Below are 16294 nucleotides of genomic sequence, written 5' to 3' on the forward strand. Positions count from 1 at the left end.
CTCGACCTAGCTTCTGGCGAACTCGATCCGGCATCATTACCGCATGCCTCGTTCCTCCGATCGCCTCAACGACAAGCAGCTGCGCGTCCTGCGCTGGGTCGAGCGCGGCTGCCCCGACGGCGAGTACGTCGACGACAACTACGGCCATCGCATCACCGCGAAGGCGCTGGCGAGTCGCGGTTTGGTGCGGGTCGAGGGCCATGGCACATCGTGGAGCGCGACGTTGACTGACGCAGGAGCATCACGCGTCGCTCAACTTAAGCCAGCACCCTCTCCCCCTACCGATGGACCTGGTAAGTCGGACGACGATGTGGTCGACCTCCTACACCGTGTCGAGACGGCCGGGGGGCGGCTCGACGTCGACGACCGCGGTGACGACATCGACTACCGGAAACTCGTCTGGCGCTTCAACAAGAGCGAGTACCGACCTCGTGGCAAGGAACTGCAGCTGTCCTACCCGGGTTGGTTCGACCAGAATCAGCTACGACTCGAGTACCGGGACTGGTTCTGGGACTTGGTTGAGGCCCCCGAGGTCCAGGCGGTCGCCTCAAAGTCCCACCTTGGCCCGCTCGCGAAGGCCTTCCTCGAATCCAAGGGCGATCAGTTCGTGACGAAGGAGTCACTCCCCCGCGCGGCGCGCATCATCGAGTCGATCGTTCGGCACGCAGCGAAAGTCGGCATCGCGACGAGAGATCCACGCGCCGTCGACGAGCGCACTCGCCGCAACGGAGACACGGCCAGGGAGTGGAGTGGGCACATCGAGCTAGAGCTTGATGAGATGGTCCAGCGGCTGCAGGTGCGTGAGCTGCCGGGTCGCGGTGGCGACAAGTTTGATTACTACCAGGACGGCGAATTCGATCGGAAGCGGTACGACCAAGTGCAGCGCCTCCCCTTGTGGCAGCGGAACCGCAACTACTGGTTCGTGCCGACCGGGAAGCTCGAGGTGCGGGCCGCTCGGCCTGGATTCAGCTTCGATGGCCGCAAGTGGTCAGACACTAAGTCACTGAGCACCGAGGATCGTTTAGGCGAGGTCTTTCGCTTCGTCGAGGTATCGCGACTCGAGGCTCGGGCCGCTCGGCAGCGTGCCGACGCGATCGCTGAGCGAAAAGAGCGAGATCGGGAGGCAGCGATGGCTCAGGCTCGCGTGCTCTTCCGAGCGGCGCAGGAGGAGGCGCTGCTGCTGGAACAGGCATCGGTGTGGCGTCGGCATCAGGAGGTGCGCGCCTTCGTCGATGAGCTCCAACGACGCGACGACGGATCTGACGAAGCCCTGCAGGTCTGGATTGCAACAGGTGAACGAGTCGCAGCCAGGCTCGACGTTTTCAAAGCGCTGTCTACACCTGCCTTCCCAGCCCCAAGTGCTGAAGACATACGACCGTTCCTAGACGGCCGGAGCCCGAAGGGTCCGGAGCGGCGGTGAATCTAGTCCTCGGATCGCTTGCGTTCCCTCCGACCAGAGTGAGGAAGGACGATCGGTCCGTCACCCCAACCGGTGGTGTCGATGGGTTCGCTGAGCCGGAGACCATCATCCACAAAGATCAGGCGGGCGTTGGGGACGAAGTCGTAGTTCTGTAGCGCCGCCTCGGCTTCCTTGATGAGGTCGCCAGTGTCGACTCCCAACGCGATACACATCCCGTCGAGTTGGTCCAGATCGATGGGGCGCACTCCACGAACCATCTTCGAGAGCTGCGACTGCGAGACACCCACCGAGTCCGCGAGCTCTGCCTGGGTGACGCGGTGTTGAGCCATGAGACCGCGAAGACGGGAGGCGACATGTCGCGTCAGATCACTGACTTCGTAGTTCGGCACGACACTCATCGTGTCAGTTTTGACACGCCGTGTCCAGTTCTGGGACTTTTCTAGTTCGCATGAGTTACCGTAGTCCACACGAACTACGACGCTCCGAGCCTCAAGGTCTCCCGATCGGTGCGTTCTCTCCTGGCGAGCCGGGGCGAGACGATCACTGCACTGGCAGCCGCAACTCTCATCGCTGAATCTACCCTGAAGCGACGACTTCTGGGGCACTCGCCCTTCACGCTCGAGGAAGCCGGCTACATCGCGAAGCACTTCGATGTGTCGATCGCAGATCTGCTGGCTCCGCCATTCGAAGTAGCCACACGGGCGGTCGCGTGAACCCTCGGATCGAATTCGCTCCCGCGCTCTTCACCCGGGAACTCGCGGCCTACTACCTCAGCTGCTCGCTCCGCGACATCGACGACCTTCGCGCCAAGGGCGAGCTGATCCCCGTCGGGGACACCAAGCGGATCAAGTTCCGCAAGGAGGATCTCGACCGCCACGCGGCCAACCTCCCCGAGCGCACCTAGCCGCTCCCCCACCTCTTCCGATCGAACGCGCCGTACGGACGGCGCTGGTCGGCGCGCCTGGAAACGGCTCCCACAGGGGCATGCCCTCGCCGCACTCGCACCTTCAGAACTCAACAGCGTGGCAACACAGCAAGACACACACTTCCGTCGCAGCGACGGGGCACCACCACGAGCGCACCGCGCCGGGTGTCGAACTGCTGCGACAGCCCGTCCCCAGGAGTCGACGCGCAAGCGGCGGCGGGGCGCATCGGGATCGGCACCCGATGGCGGGCACCAGGACGCCGGCGTTCCCCCACGCCTGGCGTCCGTCCCCTCTCCCCCGAACCGACGGCGCTCGCCGTGGAAGGAGTCCCCATGCACGCACTCAAGGAGTGGTTGAGCGCGATCGCGCTCTTCGCCGCGGTCCTCGCAGCCCTGTTCCTGCCGTCCGCTCTGTGACCGAAGGCCTCGGACCGCGCGGCTGGCGCAACCACCACCGGTCGCGGCGAGCGAGGCCCAGCGCGACCTCGACGTCACCACGCCCGGCGACGTCGAAATCACGGACTGATGGGTCGACGCCGACCCCGAGTCCCCCAACACCTGACCCCAGAAACGACGGAGGCCCCAGCGCTGCAACGCCAGGGCCTTCCCTCCCGAAGGAGAACGAACTTGTCCACTTCCACTCTGTCACACACCGCCGACACCGCGGCGTCCGTGCTCGAGAAGTACGGCACCGAGATCGTCGAGATCATCGGAGGCCACGCGAACCCGGGCATCACGAACCGTGAGTTCCGGACCGGCGACCGCTTCCGTCTGACGACGCGCCGCGACAACGTCAGGCCGATCAGTGTCTACGCCGACCGTGTCGACCACATGCTGCATCTGCGGGACAAGGAGCCCGGATACCGATGGGGTCACGACGACCCCGACGAGCCAGGCAACCCGCTCGGGTTCGAGTTCGTCTACCTCGGCGTGTACGAGTACATCGGCGCTCGTGTCGACCAGACCACGCTCGAGATCACCACCCAGTTCCGCCGCGTCGCCGGGGCGGTGCACGCATGAAGAACGCACCCGCCGGCACCGGCACTCACCTCAAGGCTCTCCGCGAGCGAGCCCGGGTCCCCCAGCCCCTCGTCGCCGCGATGGCGGGCACGTCGACCGTCTACCTCGCGAAGGTCGAGGACGGCGTCCTGTCACCCGCACTGAGCTACGTCCGGAAGGTGACCGAGGCGATCGTCCACCTCATGAAGGACCCGCCCCGACCCTGCCCCGTGCTCGGCTGCGACAACACGCTGCACGTCGACCCGCTCGACGACGGACCCGGCGACCCGAAGGCGCACCACGCGGACCTCACCCTCCGCGGCGAGGACTGGACGATCGACGTCCGCCGGCACGACGACCAGGACACCGAGTGGGTCGTGTACGTCGACATCGACGCAGCGTTCGCCCTCTCGGCGGCGAGCTTCCTAGCCGTCACCGACGCGTACAAGCAGGCGAGCGCGTACGCCGCCGTCCTCAACCGCAAGCCCGCAACCCTCACCAGCTGATGGCCGACTTCCCCGTGGCCTCGGAGCGGTTCGAGGACGACCCACCGGCCGTCACCATCGCGCTGGACCAGCTCCGCGCGACACCCGAGTGGGACGGCTTCACCCTCACCCTCACGCCCGACCGCGCCGACGAGCTCGCAGCAGCGCTCAGCAGCAAGGCCACCGCCTGTCGCGACGGCCGCATCGACATCTCCTACACCGACTCATGATCAACCCGAATCACGAGGTACCCGCATGACCCACCATCTCGCAGTCAGCTCTACCCTGTCGGCCGCCGCCCGCGAGGCGCTGGCCGACTTCCTCTCCACCTCGTGCGAGATCGCCACGATCATCGAACCCGACCGAGGATGGCCCGACGGGGCCGCAGCGTCGATCGCGCAGGAACTCGTCGACGCCGGGTACGGCACCGTCGCGGACGGCACATTCACCCTCGACATCCGTCCCGTCGCCCCGCAGCAGCTCCCCACGGACTCGCTCGACGAGCTCGTGCCGGCGCTCCTGCTCCTCGACCACATCGTCGAGCGCACCGACCGTCAGCGCTCGCCGGAGCTCCCGAACCCGGACAACGTCCTGGGGGTGTCGTTCGGCATCCTCCTGCAGTTGCAGAACGTCCTCCGGCTGGCCGTGTACGGGCAGCAGGGACGACTGCAGCACGCCGACGTGAACCGGCAGCTGCCCGCCGTCGCGACGATGCTTGCCCGGGCCATCCGGGCGGAGGTGGTCTGACGATGGCGCACAGGGCAACGTCGTGGGCGTGGGAGCTGAAGCTGCCCGGCACGCGGAAGCTCGTCCTCCTCGCCCTCGCCGACATGGCCGACGAGTTCAACTCCTGCTACCCGGGTCAGGAGCGCCTGGCAGAGATGACGAGCGTCGCCGTGATCACGGTTCGCCGTGCACTCTCGGAGCTCGAGCGGGACGGGCTGATCATCCGGGCACGACGTGCTCGGCAGGACGGAACGAGGACCAGCGACCGATACCGCCTGGTCGTCGGCGCACAACCGGTCAAATTGACCACAGGTCAACCTGATGCGCCCAACCGATCATCTGGGTCGCGCTCAACCGTTCAGCATGACCGCGCTTATGAATCCTCCAGTAATGAACCCCCAGAGGAATCACCAGAGAAGCGCATCTACCCCGAAGCGTTCGAGGAAGCGTGGGCGCACTGGCCCCGGAAGAACGACAAGGCGCGGGCGCTGCAGCAGTGGCAGGCGGTGCGGAAGAAGCACCCCAGCCTCGACCTGACCGCCGCGATCATCACGCACGGCGACGCGCACGTCGCGGCGGGCACCCCGCAGCGGTTCGTGCCGTACCTCAAGACGTGGCTCAGCGGCGACGGGTGGGAGAACTCGCTACCCGAGCCGCACCCGTCAGCCCCACCGCGGCAGCTCAGCAACGCTGAGATCGCCGCCCTCGAATACCAGCGACTCTACGGAGGTCCCGATGGATCAGCAGGAAGCGTTCCGGCTCTTGGGCCGGGCGTCGGCGGTCGATAACCGCAAGGTCACGCAGCTCGCCGCGATCGTCTGGGCGGAGACGCTGCCGGACATGTCGTACGACGAGGCCGCGGACCTGATGAACGAGTTCCGCCGCGACAACCCCGGCGTCTACCTCGAGCCCGGCCACCTGCAGCGGCAGAAGCGGATCCGCCTCGCTCGGACCAGGGAAGGCCGTGGACCGCACCCGCTGCCGCCGGCAGGGCAACGGTGGGCAGTCGACGCGATCGAGAACGACTCCGAGTACTCCGCACCGGGCGGGGTGCTCGAGGCGAGCCATGACGACGCGGGCTGAGCTCCGCCGGCAGCGGGACGACGCACGGGCCCGCGCCGCCGAGCACCGCCAGGAAGCCAACCAGCTGCGCGAGCGGCTGATGTACGTGACCGGCTCGTTCACCGCGGACGAGTACGGCGAGGTCGGGAAGGAGACCGATGGGTAGGGCATCATTCGACCGAGTCGTCGGCGCGTTCCACGACCGGGGCCTCATCGTGCAGATGCGCGGCAACGAGGCGGCCGAGGCGCAGGCCCCCGGGCACTCGGCGAAGGACCGATCGGTGTCGATCCGCTCGGTCGAGGGGCAGACCCTCATCCACTCGCACTCTGACCCCACCCCGGACGTCCTCGCCGAGCTCAACCTGTCCATGCAGGACCTGTTCGACGAGCAGAAGGGCGTCGAGTACAAGTACCACGACGGCCGGGTCGTACACCGGTCCCCCGACAAGCGGTTCCGGCAGTCCGGCAACACGAAGGGCCGGGACCTGTACCGCGTCGAGCGGGTCGGTCAGGCCGACCCGGTGTGGATGGCCGAGGGCGAGAAGGACGTCCACGCACTCGAATCGCTGGGCCTCGTCGCCGTCTGCACGGCGATGGGTGCTGGCAAGGCGGCGATGTTCGACCTCGCCCCGCTGCACAGCAAGAAGGTGCTCCTCGTCCGCGACATGGACGAGCCCGGCATGAAGCACGCGCTGCAGGTCCGGGACCTCCTCGAGGGGAAGTCGGAAGTCGTCGTCCTCGAACCGATCGTCGGGAAGGACGCCGCGGACCACATCGCTGCAGGCCACACCTGGCAGGAGTTCCGCCTGGCCCGTCTGCCGGAGCCCGAGGTCGAACCGGAGCCGGTGAACGAGGAGTTCGAGCGTCAGGTCGCGTACGAGATGGAACGCCTCGAGGTGAAGGACGAGGTGCGCCGGCGCAGGTCCGCAGTCGGCGCGGCCGTCCTGCAGCCGCTGTACCTCGACGAAGTCCTCGCCGTGCCCGACTCCCAGAACTGGCTCATCCCCGGCCTGCTCGAGCGTCGCGACCGGCTCGTTCTCACCGGCTCCGAGGGGTCCGGGAAGAGCTACTTCACCCGCCAGGTCGCGATCGCTGCGGCATCCGGACTGCACCCGTTCGACGGCCGCCAGATCGAACCGGTCCGCGTCCTCGCGATCGACGCCGAGAACACCGTCCTGCAGTGGTCGCGGAACACCCGATACGTCGCGAACATGGCCCGCACGTACGGCCGCGTCGACCCTGGCCGGCAGGTGCTCGTCTCGGCGGGCATCCGGCTCGACCTCACCCGCCAGGCCGACGTCGACCAGGTCCACCGGCTCATCGACCGTCACCGGCCCGACATGCTCCTCATCGGCCCGCTGTACAAGCTCGTCCCTCAGGCCATCAACAACGACGACGACGCAGCCCCACTCATCGTCGCGCTCGACGGGTTCCGGGAACGCGGCGTCGCGATGCTCATGGAAGCGCACGCCGGACACGGCAAGTCCCTCGGCGGCGAACGAGACCTGCGCCCCCGCGGCTCCGCAGCACTGCTCGGCTGGCCCGAGTTCGGCCTGGGGCTCCGCACCCTCGAAGACGACGACTCGATGGTCACCGTCGTCCGCTGGCGCGGCGACCGCGACCCCCGCGACTGGCCCCACCGCCTCCGCCGCGGCATCGCCGGCGAGATGCCGTGGATGCCCGCCTGACCTCACACCCCCACGGCGAGCGCCGACCCAACCCCGGGTCCGCTCGCCACTACCCGCGGCACTCGCCGCAGAACCGATCAGAAAGGCATGGCATGAGGATGACCGACAAGCAGACCCAGCTGCTCTCGAAACTCAATGGCGGCGACTGCCTCCCCCTGCTGCAGTCAACGGTCTACCGCGCCGACCGGCACGGCATCGACGACACCGAGCTCGACTTCCTCGTCAACTACGGCCGCGCCGTGCAACACGAGCGGGATCAGACGAAAGGCAAGACGTCATGACGTGGAGCACCGCGGTCATCCTCAGCGTGTTCATGCTCTCGACCCTCGCGCGGCTCGACCGACTCGAGCACGCCGCCAACCTCACCCCGGGAAAAGAGAACTTCTGCTGACGCGTACCACGTACCGGGTCGCCGCCAGGCTCCTCGACGACGAGGGTCAACCCTGCCTACTCGGAAGGCGGAACGACTCTTCGAGACGCATGGACCTTCCCCATGGCCTTCGGGATCCATTCGTCGGAACGCTTGACGATGTCGTCGACCTCGCTTGGCTCGGTAAGCAGTCTCGGCAGCGCCAGCGCCAGCTCGCCGAGCACAGCAAGCACGACCCTCACGTCCCCCGTCCCGTTCGCATCGATGAACGCCTTATTCATCGACCGAACCGCCGGCAGGTCGGCCTCATCCGCTACCGCAGCCAGCAACTCGAACCTGGTGACCGTCGTACCTCCGACCACACGGTCCTCCGGCCCATCGAGGTCGCGAGAGATCCAAAGCGTCCCCCGGTGCGCAAGCACGGCCGCCACCGTGGCCTCCACCGCACGTACCAACTGATCGCGGTACCGCACCCGCGCAGCCTCAGCGTCCCGGCTTGCTTCGTCAGAACGCACATCCTCCGCGAGCCTGTGCGATTGACGCGCGATCACGATCGCAACAGCACCCACCGCGATCGAGCTAACGCCAATCATCGTCGGCAGCACGATGTCCTTCATCCAGTCGTACCAGTCATGCACGCCTGGACCCTACCCACCCCGAAACAACAGGGCGAGCACCCCAACCAGGGGTCGCTCGCCGTGATCGTTCCCATGAGCAGAACTCTGCACCCCCGACTGCAAGACGGCACCCAAGTGCCCTGCCAACACACCCACACCCCCACGGCGAGCGCTCCGACACCGAAGCGCTCGCCGCAGTACCCCCAAGGAGCGCCCTTGACCATCGACGCAACCACCGATGTCGACCCTGCGGCAGTCGCCGCCCTCGCAGCGACGCACGTCCGCGCGAAGCTCACCACCGTCGCAGACCTCGTCGCGTACGTCCGGGGGCTCGTCGTCCCGGGCGGCGCGCAGCCGTCGGACGGCCAGCCCCGAGCATCCAGCTCGGAGGCCCCCTTCCCCATCCGCGTCGACCCGCTCGAGGCGTCCGACTGGACGTACGCGCACCTGCTGAACTGGGTGCGCTACTGGTCCACCGAGCTGCAGATCCAGCCCCCGGTAACCGCGACGTACGCCTGGGCGACCCACGGCGGCCCCCAGGGGTTCCGGTCCACCGTCACCCCCGAGGGCGCGCACGGCCTCACCGCGACGCTGGCGACATGGCTCCTACTGCACCACGACGCGATCCGCCGGCAGCCCGACGCCGGCCAGTACTTCGCGCAGCTCGACGAAGTGCTGGGGCAGCTGCAGGGGCGGTTCCCGACGACGGCACCGCAGGCTCGTCCGGTCCTGCCGCGCGCATGCCCCGTGTGCAGCGAACCGAAGATGCGGATCGAGTGGCGGTCGGACGCGGTCACGGACATCGCGATCGTGTGCGGCTACTGCGGGTTCGAGGGCGACGCGAAGGCGCTCATGAAGGAGCCGAACGTGAGGTCCCTTCTCGGAGACATCCGCGTCGAGGAGGCACCGCAGCCCGCCGAGTGGTGGACGAAGCAGCAGGCGGTCGACGAGATGCGGATCACCCCGCAGACCCTGAACCGGTACATCCAGTACGAGGGCCTGGCGACGCACACGAAGGACGGAGTCGTGTGGGTCCGGGCGGAGGGCGTCCGGGATCTCTGGCGGGAGAAGCAGGCCCGCAGGCTCGCGACGAACATGCGCCGTCCGGTCGGCGTGGAGCCGGCTCCGACGACCGGGACGGAGGTCTAGACGCGGCGGGCGGCGCGGCGGGCAACCGCCGCCGCCGTCATCCTCGCGACGCGGTGCGCGACCGTCGCGTACTCCGCGAGGACGTCATGACGCTGAACGAGACGGATCAACACCTGCTGGTACCGAACCCACGACATCGCGAGCTCCGCGCGGATCGCCGCTTCCTTGTGGCGGTCGTTCCGAGGATTCGATTCCTCGAAGTCGAGCAGCTTGCGCTCGTCATCCGTCATGCGACCCATCGTCGCGGGTACCACCGACACGCGGAACCGCGTAGTTGTGCGCCTGTTCATCCGTGGGTTAGTGTGTCCGTGACATCGCATGCCCGCCCGGGGAACCGGCGGGCATTACTTGTACCCACACTTCCTCTTCGCCTTGCGACGAGGATCTCGCGCCCCTAGCTCAGCGGAAGAGCAACGAGCTTCTACCTCGAAGGCCGGCAGTTCGAATCTGCCGGGGCGCTCTCTACTTCGACAGCCACAGTTCGATGGACACGTCCTCGAACGGCACGTGCACCGGTATCTCGGTTCGCAGCTGAAGCCACAGCGGGATGACGTCGCCCTCGTAGAAAGTGACGCCGTCCGAGCTCATTCGGCGCTTCCCTAGCGACTGGAACTCAACTCGCATCTGAAATCCGACCGACCCGGACGGAGCGTGGACCTGCACTCCGGACGGATCGAGCATCAGGTCAAAACCGAGACTGCTCTCGACGCCGCCGTTCACCACGGTCTGTTTGACAGCGATGATCTGAGGGCCATCATCGGGCGAAGAAACGCGGACGTCGAAGGATTCTCCCCCGATGGTCTCCGCAGTGAGAGTCGTGATCACCGTCTGAGCCTAGCTGGGCGCAGCACTGACTCCGCTGCTGAGGCAATGAGTGCTCCCGCAAAACGGAGCCGTCGTCGGTTCGAATCCGGCCAGAGCCCGCTCGCTTCCCCGCTCGTCCGCAGACCACATTGACCGCTGCTGCGTCGAATGAGCGGGGATCTCACTCCCACGTCGCGCCCACTCGGGTTGGGCACGACGCGGGTCTTACTGCGCCGTCACCCCTCGGCTATCCGCTGACCCCACGCGGACCCGAGACGCGAGCGGCACTTTTGTCCGGCGACCGCCGGCTACTGAACTCCGGGGACAGCCCGGGGAGATGGAGAACACCATGGAGACTGACCAGCAGCTTCGCCTCGAAGCGCTCGACCGCTCGGTGCGCGTCAACCTCTCGACTGGCGGGAACGACAGCACCGAGGACACCGTCAAGCGCGCCGAGGCGTACCTGGCGTTCCTCAAGGGCTGAACGTGACGCTCACGAAGATCCGCGCGCTCCTCTCAGCGAACGGCTACAAGACGACCCTCGAGATCGATCGGTTCGACGTCAAGCGCGCGGCCGGCGCGGTCATCGGCGTCGACATCATGCTCACCGATGGCACCGTCACCTACCTGCCGACGGCGAGCTGAACCAGCCGTCAGAGGTCGACGTACTCCCGAAGCTCAGCGATGACAACTTCGCGAGCGACACCGCGCTGCTCGGCGATTACGGACGCGGCTTGGTTCAGGAGAATTAGCGACGCCCCCAAGACATTCGACAGGTCCACCGTGACGTTCGTGTCATCACCGGCCTCCCACACGTCCACATCAACAGCGCCGGGGATTGCGCTGATGCGCTGGTACGCCAGCTCAGTCGGCGACGACATGCCCGCAGGAATCTCGGCACCATTGGGGTCATAGGCGGCAACTGCGTCAAGCAAGACGTGTGCGACCTGGCGGCCGCTTTCGGGGAAGACACTCATGACGCGGACGATACCGGAGGCCCTTCGTCTCGGAACCGGGGACCACCCGGATACCCGGCTGGGTACCGCTCCCCCGGTCACCGCGGTCGAGCCACCCGACTCGGTGACCGCACACCGAACCAGGACGAACACCAGCACCTCGCTCGAGCCCATCGGCTAGGACGGCGCAGGTGCGCCGCTGTACGCATGGCAGCGCGACGACGAGCGCTGACGACAGGAGCACAACGTGGGCGAGGAGTGGTCAGGCAGCACACGCAAGCAGCGACTCCCGCGCGACTGGGTCGAGCGACGCACCACCGTCCGCGATCGAGCAGGCGGCCGATGCCAAGCCACCATGCGCGACGGCACACGCTGCGTCGAGGTCGGCACAGACTGCGATCACATCGTGCACGGCGACAACCACGCACTCTCGAACCTGCAGTGGCTCTGCTCATGGCACCACGACAAGAAGACCGCACGCGAAGCACTCGAAGCACGACGATTCACGCGCGTCCCGTCCGCCCGTAAGCCACTCGAGAAGCACCCCGGACTCAGGTAGACACAGCCGCGATGAACGTCTCGCACGCGGGCGCACAGAGGCCCCCGTCCACCCCCTCCCCCCGGGGCCGTCCTGGTCGTAGAGGTGCTGTGGCTGAGGCCGTGTACGGGTCTGGGGATTTCGGGGTCCGGCGCGCCACGCTGTGCATATCGCATACGAACCAACACGCCCCCTGACCGGAACGGACACGCGGGCTCTACCCGAAACGGGAGCTCACCATGCCTGGTCACGGCCCTGCACCGAAGGACCCGAAGAAGCGCGCACGGCGCAACTCCGACCCCACCGTCGTCCGCATCCTGCCGCGCGCCGTGGTCGCGCAGCCCGACCTGCCGACCATCTCCGTCGAGGAGGACGGCGAGCTCCGCGAGTTCACGTGGCCGGCGATCACCCGGCAGTGGTGGGACATGTGGGCGACCTCGCCGCTGTCGCTCGACTTCACCGCGACGGACTGGTCCGAGCTCCGCGACACCGCGCTGCTCCACGCCCGGTACTGGAACGGCGACATCAAGCTCGCCGCCGAGCTCCGGCTGCGCACCGCGAAGTTCGGCGCGACCCCCGAGGACCGCGCCCGGCTCCGGATCACGTTCGCGCAGGCCGAGGAGGCTGAGACGAAGACCACCGCCCGCCGCACGAGCTCGCGTGACCGCTTCGGTGGCATCGCGCTACCCCCGGAAGCGACGGCGAACTGATGCCGTGGCGACCGCTCGACGGCGAGGTGTTCCCGACCCTCGGCTACCACGTCGCCGACCAGATGGCCGAGTTCCTGGAGTACGTCGTCTCCCGCGAGCAGCTCGAGTTCCTGGTCCGCCTCTACGAGATCGACCCGGCGACCGGCAAGCGCGTGAAGCTGCGCGCCGTGATCCAGCGACCGCGCGGTTGGGGCAAGTCACCACTGCTCGCGTCGATCGGTATCAGCGAAGCGCTCTTCGAGGTTGTCCCCGACGGCTGGGACGCGGACGGTCAGCCCGTCGCCCGGCCGTGGATCGACTTCAAAAGCATCATTAACGTCCCGATCACCGCCACCAGCGACGACCAGGTGGGCAACACCTGGGCCCCGATGCTCGAGATGGCACGCACCGACGCGCTCGTCAACGAGTTCGACGTCGACCCGATGGACACCTTCATCGGGATCCCCGGCGGCAAGATCGAGCCCCGCACCTCGTCGGGACGCTCGATCAAGGGCCTGCCTGGTCAGGTCGCGGCGATCATGGACCAGACCGAGGAGTGGGTCCGCGGCAACGGCGGCATCCGCCTCGCGCAGAACATCCGCGACAACTCGACCAAGGCCCGCGGCGTCGTCATCGAGTCGCCGAACGCGTTCACCCCGGGCGAGAGCTCGGTCGCCGAGGCGTCCGCACGCGACTGGGACCTGATCAAGAGCAAGAAGTACGTCGACCTCAGCGATGCTCGGCAGCTGCTCTACGACCACCGCGAAGCACCGGCCGACACCGACGTCACCGACCCGGTGTCGCTCGAGTACGGCCTCCGGTACGCGTACGGCGACAGCTCGGATCACGCTGACGGCTGTGTGCTCCACGAGCCGCCCTGCGAACCCGGCTGGGCCCCGATCGATCGCCAGATGCTGGCGTTCCTCGACACGTCGAACGACCCGCAGTCGCTCCGCGCGAACTTCCTCAACCAGATCACCCACGCGACGAACTCGTTCGTCTCGCAGCCCGAGCTGCGCGCGATCCAGAACCTCGACAAGGTCATCACGAAGACCGAACCGGTCACGCTCGGCTTCGACGGCTCGGAAGGGCGCAAGCCCGGCCGCGGCACCGCCGACTCGACGGTCCTGGTCGGCTACTCCGTCACCCAGAAGCACCTCTTCAAGATCGGCATCTGGGAGCAGCCCGACGGACCCAAGGGCGAGAACTGGCGACCGCCCGTCCTCGAGGTCGAGGCGGCCGTCCGGCAGGCGTTCAAGGACTACAACGTCGTCGGGTTCTACGCGGACCCGTCCGCTGGCTGGGCCGGCCACGTGAAGACGTGGGAGGCCGAGTACGCGAAGCGGCTCAAGGTCCGGATGTCCCGCGACGAACCGATCCGGTGGCGGCAGAAGGACCTCGCTCGCACGACGGGCACCTTCGACCAGCTCGAGTCGGCCATCAGCGCCGGCGACATCACCTACGACGGCTCGCCTGAGCTCACCTCCCACTTCCTCAACGCGCGCCGCGACCCTCGCCGGTCCGGCTACGTGCTGAAGAAGCCGGACGAGGACCAGGACGGCTCGAAGATCGACGCGACCTGGGGCGCGATGTTCGCCTACGCGGCCGGCATCGACGCCCTCGGCGCGAAGCTCACGAAGAAGAAGACCGCCGCCCGCCGCATCTACTGAGAGGGACCCTGTGGCTACCACACCCGCCGAATGGCTCCCGATCCTGGCGAAGCGCCTCGACGCCCGTCAGGCGCGCATCGCGAAGAACCGTTCCTACGCGAACGGGAACGCGCCGCTGCCCGAGATGAGCAAGAACACCAAGGAGACGTGGAAGGCGTTCCAGCAGAAGGCCCGCACGAACTACGGCGGTCTCGCCTGCGAATCCCTCGGCGGTCGCATGGTCCCGAACGGGGTCCGCGTCGGCGCATCGACGACGAGCCCCGCTGCCGTCGCCGCACGTCGAGTGTGGCGCGACAACCGCCTCGACGTGGTGTTCGGCGACGCGATCTCGAACATGCTCACCACGAGCGTCGGCTACCTCATCACCGGCGTCCGCGACGGCCAGCCGATCATCACGTCGGAGAAGCCCGAGCAGGTCATCACCGCGCCCGACCCGACGCAGCCCTGGCGGGCCCGCGCAGCACTGAAGGCGTGGCGCGACCCGGACTCCGGCAACGACTACGCCCTGGTCTGGGTACCCGGCATGCGACAGCGGTTCTCCCGCAAGTCGAACAGCGACAACGGCACCCCCCACCCGCAGGTCGCCGGCGACTGGGAGCCCGACGGCGAGCCGGAGACCTTCACCGGCGGCGTCCCGGTGTACGTCCTCGAGAACAAGGACGGCGTCGCGGAGTTCGAGCCGCACACCGACGTCATCGACCGCATCAACCTCGGCAAGCTGCAGCGCCTGGTCACCACCGCGATGCAGGCGTTCAAGGTCCGTGCGCTCAAGGGTGGCCTCGAAAAGCAGGACGAAGACGGCAACGACATCGACTGGGCGAAGATCCTCGAGGCCGCGCCCGGCGCGCTGCTGGATCTCCCCGAAGGCATCGACGTGTGGGAGTCGGAAGCGACCGACATCCGTCCGCTGCTCGAGGGCGAGAAGACCGACGCCCGAGACTTCGCCGGCGTCATCCGCACGCCGATCTCGGTGTTCATCCCGTCGGGTGAGAACCAGTCCGCCGAGGGCGCAGCGAACGCGAAGGAGGGCGAGATCCAGAAGGCGAAGGACCGCATCGCGCGTGCCTCCTCCCCTGGGGAAGGCGCTCTCCTCGAAGCACTCCGGATCCTGGGGGTCGACGACGGCGAGACCATCGAGCTGCTGTGGATGCCGCCCGAGCACGTCTCGTTCACCGAGAAGACCCAGGCCGCCACGCAGGCGAAGGCGGCCGGCATGTCGGCCCGGTGGATCAAGCAGAACATCATGGGCATGTCGCCGGACGAGATCGCGCAGGACGAAGCCGACGCGGCCACCGACCAGCTGCTCGCCGCGACCCTGATCGGAGCAGCCGGTGGCACTGGCAACGCTTGACCAGCTGACCGCGGCCCACCAGACGACGACGAAACAGATCCGCGACCGGACCCTCGCCCTGACGGCGGCCCGGTGGGACGCGTCGCCGGACTACCGGGACGCGGACATCGACCGGCTGATCACGCAGATCCTGCCGCAGGTGCAGGCCGGCCAGCTCGCCACGGCGACCCTAACTAACGCCTACATCGGGCAGGCGGCCCTCGTCGCCGGCACCACCGCCGGCGCGAGCGTCGACCGGGACGCGATCCTCGGCTACCGGGGCACGCCCTCGGCCGACGTCTACCGACGCGGCGCGGTCACGCTGTACACGGCGCTGTCGAACGGTTCCCCGTTCGACGCTGCGATCGCGTACGGCCTCGACCGGATGCTCACCATCGTCGCGACCGAGCTGCAGCAGGCGAAGAACCGGCAGGCGCAGCGCGCGCTCGAGGCGTCCGGGTTCTACGGCTACCGCCGGGTACTCACCGGCCTCGAGAACTGCGCGCTGTGCGCCATCGCCTCGACGCAGAAGTACTCCAAGCACGAGCTCATGCCGATCCACCCCGGCTGTGACTGCGGGGTGCAGCCGGTCAAGGAGGCCGACGGGCCCGGCACGATCCTCGACCCGGACCTGCTCGAGCGCACCCACGCGCTCATCGACCAGAAGCTCGGCGGCCCGTCCGACCGCGGCGCACGTGACCTCGGCATCGAGAAGACGTCGTCCACCGGCAAGCCGCTGAGCGACTACACGGACCTCGTCGTGGTCAACGAGCACGGCGAGCTCGGACCGACCCTCGCGTGGCGGTCCGACAAGTTCACCAGCGCTGCGGACATCGCAGCGCTCACCTGACTCCCCGCATCCGTGG

General features: G+C 67.7%; 24 protein-coding genes and 1 tRNA gene. 20 read left to right on the forward strand and 5 right to left on the reverse strand.

Going from position 1 to position 16294, the window contains the following annotated elements:
- The first annotated feature begins 43 nt into the window (after positions 1–43).
- Positions 44–1420 carry a hypothetical protein gene (locus ITJ50_RS00760; RefSeq protein ID WP_194589701.1) on the forward strand — a complete coding sequence of 459 codons (1377 nt, stop codon included), beginning with the start codon at positions 44–46 and terminating at the stop codon, positions 1418–1420.
- 2 nt (positions 1421–1422) lie between these two features.
- Here the strand turns inward: ITJ50_RS00760 and ITJ50_RS00765 are convergent, their stop codons facing one another.
- Positions 1423–1809, reverse strand: a complete 387-nt coding sequence (locus ITJ50_RS00765) for a helix-turn-helix domain-containing protein (protein ID WP_161598121.1) — start codon at positions 1807–1809, stop codon at positions 1423–1425.
- A gap of 117 nt (positions 1810–1926) precedes the next feature.
- On the opposite strand from ITJ50_RS00765, the gene ITJ50_RS17985 reads away from it, so the two are divergent.
- From ITJ50_RS17985 to ITJ50_RS00820, 11 genes are all read left to right on the forward strand, one after another.
- A complete protein-coding gene (locus tag ITJ50_RS17985; RefSeq protein ID WP_194589702.1) occupies positions 1927–2133 on the forward strand; it encodes a helix-turn-helix domain-containing protein in 207 nt (68 codons plus the stop codon).
- Entirely contained in the window at positions 2130–2324 is a 195-nt protein-coding gene (locus ITJ50_RS00775) for a helix-turn-helix domain-containing protein (RefSeq protein ID WP_111123337.1), read from the forward strand. Before ITJ50_RS17985 ends, ITJ50_RS00775 begins: the two co-directional genes overlap by 4 nt.
- Before the next feature lie 648 nt (positions 2325–2972).
- Entirely contained in the window at positions 2973–3365 is a 393-nt protein-coding gene (locus ITJ50_RS00780; RefSeq protein WP_194589703.1) for a hypothetical protein, read from the forward strand.
- A complete protein-coding gene (locus ITJ50_RS00785) occupies positions 3362–3850 on the forward strand; it encodes a helix-turn-helix domain-containing protein (RefSeq protein WP_194589704.1) in 489 nt (162 codons plus the stop codon). The genes ITJ50_RS00780 and ITJ50_RS00785 overlap by 4 nt, the downstream gene beginning before the upstream one ends.
- On the forward strand, positions 3850–4059 hold the full coding sequence (locus ITJ50_RS00790) for a hypothetical protein (protein ID WP_194589705.1): 210 nt from the start codon (positions 3850–3852) through the stop codon (positions 4057–4059). The genes ITJ50_RS00785 and ITJ50_RS00790 overlap by 1 nt, the downstream gene beginning before the upstream one ends.
- 25 nt (positions 4060–4084) lie before the next feature.
- Positions 4085–4576, forward strand: coding sequence for a hypothetical protein (locus tag ITJ50_RS00795; RefSeq protein ID WP_194589706.1), 492 nt, complete (start codon positions 4085–4087; stop codon positions 4574–4576).
- 2 nt (positions 4577–4578) lie between these two features.
- The gene (locus ITJ50_RS00800; RefSeq protein ID WP_194589707.1) at positions 4579–5343 is read left to right on the forward strand and encodes a helix-turn-helix domain-containing protein; all 765 of its coding nucleotides are present in this window, start codon (positions 4579–4581) and stop codon (positions 5341–5343) included.
- Entirely contained in the window at positions 5291–5638 is a 348-nt protein-coding gene (locus ITJ50_RS00805) for a hypothetical protein (RefSeq protein WP_194589708.1), read from the forward strand. The genes ITJ50_RS00800 and ITJ50_RS00805 overlap by 53 nt, the downstream gene beginning before the upstream one ends.
- Positions 5622–5783: a hypothetical protein gene (locus ITJ50_RS00810; protein ID WP_194589709.1), complete on the forward strand. Its 162-nt coding sequence runs from the start codon at positions 5622–5624 to the stop codon at positions 5781–5783. Before ITJ50_RS00805 ends, ITJ50_RS00810 begins: the two co-directional genes overlap by 17 nt.
- Positions 5776–7305 carry an AAA family ATPase gene (locus ITJ50_RS00815; RefSeq protein ID WP_194589710.1) on the forward strand — a complete coding sequence of 510 codons (1530 nt, stop codon included), beginning with the start codon at positions 5776–5778 and terminating at the stop codon, positions 7303–7305. The genes ITJ50_RS00810 and ITJ50_RS00815 overlap by 8 nt, the downstream gene beginning before the upstream one ends.
- A 98-nt stretch (positions 7306–7403) precedes the next feature.
- The gene (locus tag ITJ50_RS00820) at positions 7404–7586 is read left to right on the forward strand and encodes a hypothetical protein (protein ID WP_194589711.1); all 183 of its coding nucleotides are present in this window, start codon (positions 7404–7406) and stop codon (positions 7584–7586) included.
- 166 nt (positions 7587–7752) lie between these two features.
- Here ITJ50_RS00820 and ITJ50_RS00825 read toward each other — a convergent pair whose 3' ends face one another.
- Positions 7753–8313 (reverse strand): hypothetical protein, encoded by a 561-nt coding sequence (locus ITJ50_RS00825; RefSeq protein WP_194589712.1) that lies wholly within the window; start codon positions 8311–8313, stop codon positions 7753–7755.
- A gap of 195 nt (positions 8314–8508) precedes the next feature.
- Here ITJ50_RS00825 and ITJ50_RS00830 point away from each other — a divergent pair, with 195 nt between their 5' ends.
- Complete coding sequence (locus ITJ50_RS00830) at positions 8509–9441, forward strand: hypothetical protein (protein WP_194589713.1); 933 nt, start codon at positions 8509–8511, stop codon at positions 9439–9441.
- Here ITJ50_RS00830 and ITJ50_RS00835 read toward each other — a convergent pair.
- Positions 9438–9671 (reverse strand): DUF3263 domain-containing protein, encoded by a 234-nt coding sequence (locus ITJ50_RS00835; RefSeq protein ID WP_194589714.1) that lies wholly within the window; start codon positions 9669–9671, stop codon positions 9438–9440. The genes ITJ50_RS00830 and ITJ50_RS00835 overlap by 4 nt on opposite strands.
- 158 nt (positions 9672–9829) lie before the next feature.
- Between ITJ50_RS00835 and ITJ50_RS00840 the strand changes: the two genes are divergently transcribed.
- Positions 9830–9901: transfer RNA gene (locus ITJ50_RS00840), tRNA-Arg, on the forward strand.
- A 2-nt stretch (positions 9902–9903) separates the two neighbouring features.
- Here ITJ50_RS00840 and ITJ50_RS00845 read toward each other — a convergent pair.
- Positions 9904–10266: a hypothetical protein gene (locus tag ITJ50_RS00845; protein WP_194589715.1), complete on the reverse strand. Its 363-nt coding sequence runs from the start codon at positions 10264–10266 to the stop codon at positions 9904–9906.
- A gap of 328 nt (positions 10267–10594) precedes the next feature.
- Between ITJ50_RS00845 and ITJ50_RS17575 the strand changes: the two genes are divergently transcribed.
- Together ITJ50_RS17575 and ITJ50_RS00850 are read left to right on the forward strand one after the other, a co-directional pair.
- Positions 10595–10729: a hypothetical protein gene (locus ITJ50_RS17575; protein WP_267237810.1), complete on the forward strand. Its 135-nt coding sequence runs from the start codon at positions 10595–10597 to the stop codon at positions 10727–10729.
- 2 nt (positions 10730–10731) lie between these two features.
- Positions 10732–10890 carry a hypothetical protein gene (locus ITJ50_RS00850; RefSeq protein WP_194589716.1) on the forward strand — a complete coding sequence of 53 codons (159 nt, stop codon included), beginning with the start codon at positions 10732–10734 and terminating at the stop codon, positions 10888–10890.
- Between the two features lie 8 nt (positions 10891–10898).
- Here ITJ50_RS00850 and ITJ50_RS00855 read toward each other — a convergent pair whose 3' ends face one another.
- On the reverse strand, positions 10899–11222 hold the full coding sequence (locus tag ITJ50_RS00855) for a hypothetical protein (RefSeq protein ID WP_194589717.1): 324 nt from the start codon (positions 11220–11222) through the stop codon (positions 10899–10901).
- Between the two features lie 756 nt (positions 11223–11978).
- Here ITJ50_RS00855 and ITJ50_RS00860 point away from each other — a divergent pair.
- Genes ITJ50_RS00860 through ITJ50_RS00875 form a run of 4 tightly spaced genes read left to right on the forward strand, consistent with a single transcriptional unit; the run spans position 11979 to position 16278 of the window.
- Positions 11979–12449 (forward strand): hypothetical protein, encoded by a 471-nt coding sequence (locus ITJ50_RS00860; protein WP_194589718.1) that lies wholly within the window; start codon positions 11979–11981, stop codon positions 12447–12449.
- On the forward strand, positions 12449–14098 hold the full coding sequence (locus tag ITJ50_RS00865; protein ID WP_194589719.1) for a terminase: 1650 nt from the start codon (positions 12449–12451) through the stop codon (positions 14096–14098). Before ITJ50_RS00860 ends, ITJ50_RS00865 begins: the two co-directional genes overlap by 1 nt.
- Before the next feature lie 10 nt (positions 14099–14108).
- Positions 14109–15449 carry a phage portal protein gene (locus tag ITJ50_RS00870; protein ID WP_194589720.1) on the forward strand — a complete coding sequence of 447 codons (1341 nt, stop codon included), beginning with the start codon at positions 14109–14111 and terminating at the stop codon, positions 15447–15449.
- Positions 15430–16278, forward strand: a complete 849-nt coding sequence (locus ITJ50_RS00875) for a hypothetical protein (protein WP_194589721.1) — start codon at positions 15430–15432, stop codon at positions 16276–16278. The genes ITJ50_RS00870 and ITJ50_RS00875 overlap by 20 nt, the downstream gene beginning before the upstream one ends.
- Positions 16279–16294: the final 16 nt, after the last annotated feature.

Source organism: Curtobacterium sp. VKM Ac-2889 (genome assembly GCF_015350855.1).
GTDB classification, from domain to species: Bacteria; Actinomycetota; Actinomycetes; order Actinomycetales; family Microbacteriaceae; genus Curtobacterium; species Curtobacterium poinsettiae.

Excerpts from the sequence above, each read along its gene's own strand:
- ITJ50_RS00785 (WP_194589704.1), top strand. The coding sequence starts at position 3,362 with ATGAAGAACGCACCCGCCGGCACCGGCACTCACCTCAAGGCTCTCCGC.
- ITJ50_RS00860 (WP_194589718.1), top strand. The coding sequence starts at position 11,979 with ATGCCTGGTCACGGCCCTGCACCGAAGGACCCGAAGAAGCGCGCACGG.
- ITJ50_RS00855 (WP_194589717.1), bottom strand. The coding sequence starts at position 11,222 with ATGAGTGTCTTCCCCGAAAGCGGCCGCCAGGTCGCACACGTCTTGCTT.
- ITJ50_RS00820 (WP_194589711.1), top strand. The coding sequence starts at position 7,404 with ATGACCGACAAGCAGACCCAGCTGCTCTCGAAACTCAATGGCGGCGAC.
- ITJ50_RS00835 (WP_194589714.1), bottom strand. The coding sequence starts at position 9,671 with ATGACGGATGACGAGCGCAAGCTGCTCGACTTCGAGGAATCGAATCCT.
- ITJ50_RS00805 (WP_194589708.1), top strand. The coding sequence starts at position 5,291 with ATGGATCAGCAGGAAGCGTTCCGGCTCTTGGGCCGGGCGTCGGCGGTC.
- ITJ50_RS00865 (WP_194589719.1), top strand. The coding sequence starts at position 12,449 with ATGCCGTGGCGACCGCTCGACGGCGAGGTGTTCCCGACCCTCGGCTAC.
- ITJ50_RS17575 (WP_267237810.1), top strand. The coding sequence starts at position 10,595 with ATGGAGACTGACCAGCAGCTTCGCCTCGAAGCGCTCGACCGCTCGGTG.
- ITJ50_RS00810 (WP_194589709.1), top strand. The coding sequence starts at position 5,622 with ATGACGACGCGGGCTGAGCTCCGCCGGCAGCGGGACGACGCACGGGCC.
- ITJ50_RS00815 (WP_194589710.1), top strand. The coding sequence starts at position 5,776 with ATGGGTAGGGCATCATTCGACCGAGTCGTCGGCGCGTTCCACGACCGG.
- ITJ50_RS00800 (WP_194589707.1), top strand. The coding sequence starts at position 4,579 with ATGGCGCACAGGGCAACGTCGTGGGCGTGGGAGCTGAAGCTGCCCGGC.
- ITJ50_RS00760 (WP_194589701.1), top strand. The coding sequence starts at position 44 with ATGCCTCGTTCCTCCGATCGCCTCAACGACAAGCAGCTGCGCGTCCTG.
- ITJ50_RS00790 (WP_194589705.1), top strand. The coding sequence starts at position 3,850 with ATGGCCGACTTCCCCGTGGCCTCGGAGCGGTTCGAGGACGACCCACCG.
- ITJ50_RS00795 (WP_194589706.1), top strand. The coding sequence starts at position 4,085 with ATGACCCACCATCTCGCAGTCAGCTCTACCCTGTCGGCCGCCGCCCGC.